The organism is Arboricoccus pini (assembly GCF_900187945.1).
GTDB lineage: Bacteria > Pseudomonadota > Alphaproteobacteria > Geminicoccales > Geminicoccaceae > Arboricoccus > Arboricoccus pini.
The window spans coordinates 1-3,826 of the sequence record NZ_FYEH01000027.1; the positions used below are offsets into that span (position 1 = coordinate 1).

Sequence of the window (3,826 nt, forward strand, 5' to 3'; positions counted from 1 at the left end):
CCACCAGACCAAGCGACAAATCCATCACCTCTCCCCCAACCAGTCTCCCGCCGCCCGCGACAATCAACCAGACAACAGGACGTTGGCAAAGCAGCGGGGAATTTCAGCCTCGCGCGGGGAGGCCCGGGATAGTCCTCCCTGCCCGCGAATCTCCGGGGCCACGCCCCACACCGAGCTCGGTCGCCTAGGCCCGCTCGCGTGATCGCCCTCCTCTGGATTTCCGAGCGGGCGCTCGTCTATGTGGACAACCTTGTTCCTGTTTTTTCCTCGGCGGCGACGAGCGATTGCAAAGGAGGCACAAGATGAAGACCTATCGGCTGGCGGCCATTCCTGGCGATGGTATCGGTGGCGAGGTTGTCGCGGCCAGCCTGGAAGTTCTGCATGCAATTGCTGCGCGTGTCGCTGGCTTTCGCTTCGAGGTGGATATTTTCGACTGGGGCGGCCTCTATTACAAGAAACATGGCCTGATGATGCCAGAGAACGGCCGTGACCTCATTCGCCATCATGACGCCATCCTGTTCGGCTCGGCCGGCCATCCGGACATCCCCGATCATGTGACGCTCTGGGGGCTGCGGCTCGCCATCTGCCAGCCCTTCGACCAGTACGCCAATGTCCGCCCGACGCGCGTCCTGCCCGGTGTGACCTCGCCGCTGCGCGACGCCCTGGGATTGGACTGGGTCATCGTGCGCGAGAATTCCGAGGGCGAATATGCGGGCGTCGGCGGCCGCGTGCATCGAGGCTCGCCGCTGGAAGCCGCGACGGACGTTGCCATGTTCACCCGCCAGGGCGTGCTCAGGATCATGCGCTTCGCCTTCGATCTGGCGCGCTCGCGCCCACGCCGGCAGCTCACCGTCGTGACGAAATCCAATGCCCAGCGCCACGCCATGGTGATGTGGGACGAGATCGCCGCCGAGGTCGCGCGCGAATTCCCCGAGGTCGTCTGGGACAAGATGCTGGTGGACGCCATGACGGCCCGCATGGTGATGCACCCCTCGACGCTGGATACGATCGTCGCCACCAATCTCCACGCCGACATTCTCTCCGACCTCGCAGCCGCACTCACGGGCTCGCTCGGGATCGCACCCACCGCCAACCTCAATCCGGAGCGCGCCTTCCCCTCGATGTTCGAGCCCATCCACGGCTCGGCCTTCGATATCGCCGGCAAGGGGATCGCCAATCCGATCGGCACCTTCTGGTCGGGCGTCCTCCTCCTCGAGCATCTGGGTGAAAAGGCGGCCGCCCACCGCTTGATGACGGCGATCGAGCGTGTCATGGCCGACAGACGCTGGCATACGCCGGATCTTGGCGGTACGGCCAGGACCGCCGATGTCACCGCCGCGGTGATCGATGCGATCCACGGCGCCAACGATTGAAGGGAAGCTCGATGTCCGCAGCATGGTCCGACGAGAAGGCACGCTCGACCCTGCGCGCCATGTTCGATGCGGCGGTGGCCCAGGCGGCACCCGGGCCGGCCGTGCTGCGCCACCTGCCGGCCCCGCCCAAGGGGCGCTGCATCGTCGTCGGTGCGGGCAAGGCCTCCGCCGCCATGGCGGCGGCCGTCGACGCCGCCTGGCCCGATGTCGACCTCACGGGTGTGGTCGTCACCCGCTATGGCCATGCCGTGCCCGCGGGCCGCATCCGGATTCTCGAAGCGGCGCATCCCGTCCCCGACGAAGCCAGCGAGCGCGCCGCCCACGCCATTATGGCAGCCGTCCAGAACCTAGGACCCGACGATCTCGTCATCGCCTTGATGTCGGGCGGCGGCTCCGCCCTCCTCACGCTACCACCGCCCGGCATGACCCTTGCCGACAAGAGGGCGGTCAACAAGGCACTTCTCCTTTCCGGTGCGACGATCAGCGAGATGAACGCCGTCCGCCGCCGCCTCTCGGCCATCAAAGGCGGCCGCTTGGCCCTCGCCGCCCGCCCCGCCCGCGTCCTCACCCTCCTCATCAGTGACGTGCCGGGCGACGATCCGGCCGTGGTGGCCTCGGGCCCGACCGTGCCCGACCAAGGCCCGCCCGCCGACGTCGACGCCCTCGTCGCCCGCCTCCGCCTCGATCTGCCGCCCGCCGCACGCCAGGCGCTCGCGATCTGGCCCCCGCCCCCTACGAGCCGCGAGGTCCAAAGCGAGGTCCGCATCATCGCCGCACCCTCGCTCTCCCTCGAGGCAGCCGCCGAAACCGCCCGGCAGGCAGGCCTGACGCCGCTCATCCTCGGCGACGCCCTTGAAGGCGAGGCGCGCGAACTCGGCACCGTCATGTCCGGTATCGCCCGCTCCGTGCGCACGCACGGCCAGCCGCTGCCGGCCCCGACCGTCCTCCTCTCGGGCGGCGAGACCACTGTTACCATCGGTGCCGATGGCCATGGCAAAGGCGGCCGCAACACCGAGTTCCTCCTGGGCCTGGCCGTAGCCTTGCAGGCGACACCCGGCATCTGGGCGATGGCCGGCGACAGCGACGGCATCGACGGCTCGGACGACGCCGCCGGCGCCTTCGTCACCCCCGATACGTTGGCCCGTGGCCGTGAGGTCGGCCACGATGCCCGCCAATTCCTCAAAGGCCACGACAGCTACAGCTTCTTCGACGCCATCGGCGATCTCATACGAACCGGTCCGACCCTCACCAACGTCAACGACATCCGCGCCATCATGATCACCTGAGTTGAGACTCAGGCAGGGATCGATGGTGGCGCCCCGCTGAGCCGATCGGCAACCTCCGGCGCATGGGCGGCCGCCGCCATCGACCATTTCGGCCAAGCCCGCTTCATGCAGAACCAACGGCCGGGCTGAGCCCGCACATAGGCCTCGAAGCGTCGGTTCACCTCGCACATCATCGCCACGATCCGCTCCTGGTCGTTCGCCAGCGACATGTCGGCCTCGATCGGCGCATCGATCGTCAGCCGGTAGCGCGCCGGGCCCAGCCGCTCGACAGTCATGGTGGTCAGTTGCGCGCCGCTCTTGAGCGCCAGATAAGCCGGCCCCGGCGACACCGAGCGCTGCATGCCAAAGAAATCCACCGGCACGCCGCCACCCGTCCGTCCGTCCATCACGAGACCGATCGATCCGCCTTGTCGCAACTCGCGCAGCAACACGCGCAGGCTGCCATCGCGCGGCACCAGCGTCGCCCCGATGGCCTGCCGCCACCGGTGCAGCCAGTAATCGATGCGCGGATTGGCCATCGGCGCATAGACTGCCGTCATCTTGATGCCATTGCGGATGGGCCCAAGCGCTGGCACCTCCCAGCTGGCCAGATGCGGACCGGCAAAGACACTTGGCCGATCCGGACGAAAAGCCGAATGCAGCACCACCTCGATGCGGCCACCCTTGGGATCGGCAATGGCGGAAAGATGCGGATACTCTGCCATGACAATCCCGGCATTGCGCCAGATCTCGCCCGCTAATTTGGCGGTCGCCCGTCGATCCAAGGTGGGAAAGGCAGCCTTGAGATTGGCCAGGATGATCGACTGCCGATCCGACCATGGCCCGAACCGGGCAAAAAGCCACCCGCCGAACTGGCCGCCCCGCTCGGGTCCCAGCCAACCGCTCAAGCCCCAGAATGCCCTGACCGGTAAAGCCTCCACACCCTGACGCCACGCGCGCAGAGCCTGCCTCCAGCGGTTATTTGCCACGATTCTCCACCTCAACGAATGCGGCCGTTCTAGATCGCCCTGACTATTTGTCAGGTTACTTCTCGGTAAATTTTATAATTTCCTACACCAGCACCGTCGAAGAGGCCTCCGCCGACCCTCGGCGATCTGATGATCGCTGCCTCGCTGCGAGAAAGCAGGAAGCGGCCTCCGGCGGCCAGGGGGCACCGCCCCCTGGACC

At 67.1% G+C, this 3,826-nt stretch carries 3 protein-coding genes; 2 read left to right on the forward strand and 1 reads right to left on the reverse strand.

The genetic code is table 11. The features are described from left to right. Positions 1 to 302 precede the first annotated feature (302 nt). A complete protein-coding gene (locus tag CFB17_RS18725; RefSeq protein ID WP_088563104.1) occupies positions 303 to 1,373 on the forward strand; it encodes a tartrate dehydrogenase in 1,071 nt (356 codons plus the stop codon). An 11-nt stretch (positions 1,374 to 1,384) separates the two neighbouring features. Then, positions 1,385 to 2,659 carry a glycerate kinase type-2 family protein gene (locus tag CFB17_RS18730; RefSeq protein WP_088563106.1) on the forward strand — a complete coding sequence of 425 codons (1,275 nt, stop codon included), beginning with the start codon at positions 1,385 to 1,387 and terminating at the stop codon, positions 2,657 to 2,659. 8 nt (positions 2,660 to 2,667) lie between these two features. Here CFB17_RS18730 and CFB17_RS18735 read toward each other — a convergent pair whose 3' ends face one another. Further along, positions 2,668 to 3,627 carry a lysophospholipid acyltransferase family protein gene (locus tag CFB17_RS18735; RefSeq protein WP_165769715.1) on the reverse strand — a complete coding sequence of 320 codons (960 nt, stop codon included), beginning with the start codon at positions 3,625 to 3,627 and terminating at the stop codon, positions 2,668 to 2,670. Between the last annotated feature and the right edge of the window lie 199 nt (positions 3,628 to 3,826).

What these genes read in the sequence shown, in the direction of transcription:
- CFB17_RS18725 (WP_088563104.1), top strand. Translation starts at nt 303, where the DNA reads ATGAAGACCTATCGGCTGGCGGCCATTCCTGGCGATGGTATCGGTGGC.
- CFB17_RS18730 (WP_088563106.1), top strand. Translation starts at nt 1,385, where the DNA reads ATGTCCGCAGCATGGTCCGACGAGAAGGCACGCTCGACCCTGCGCGCC.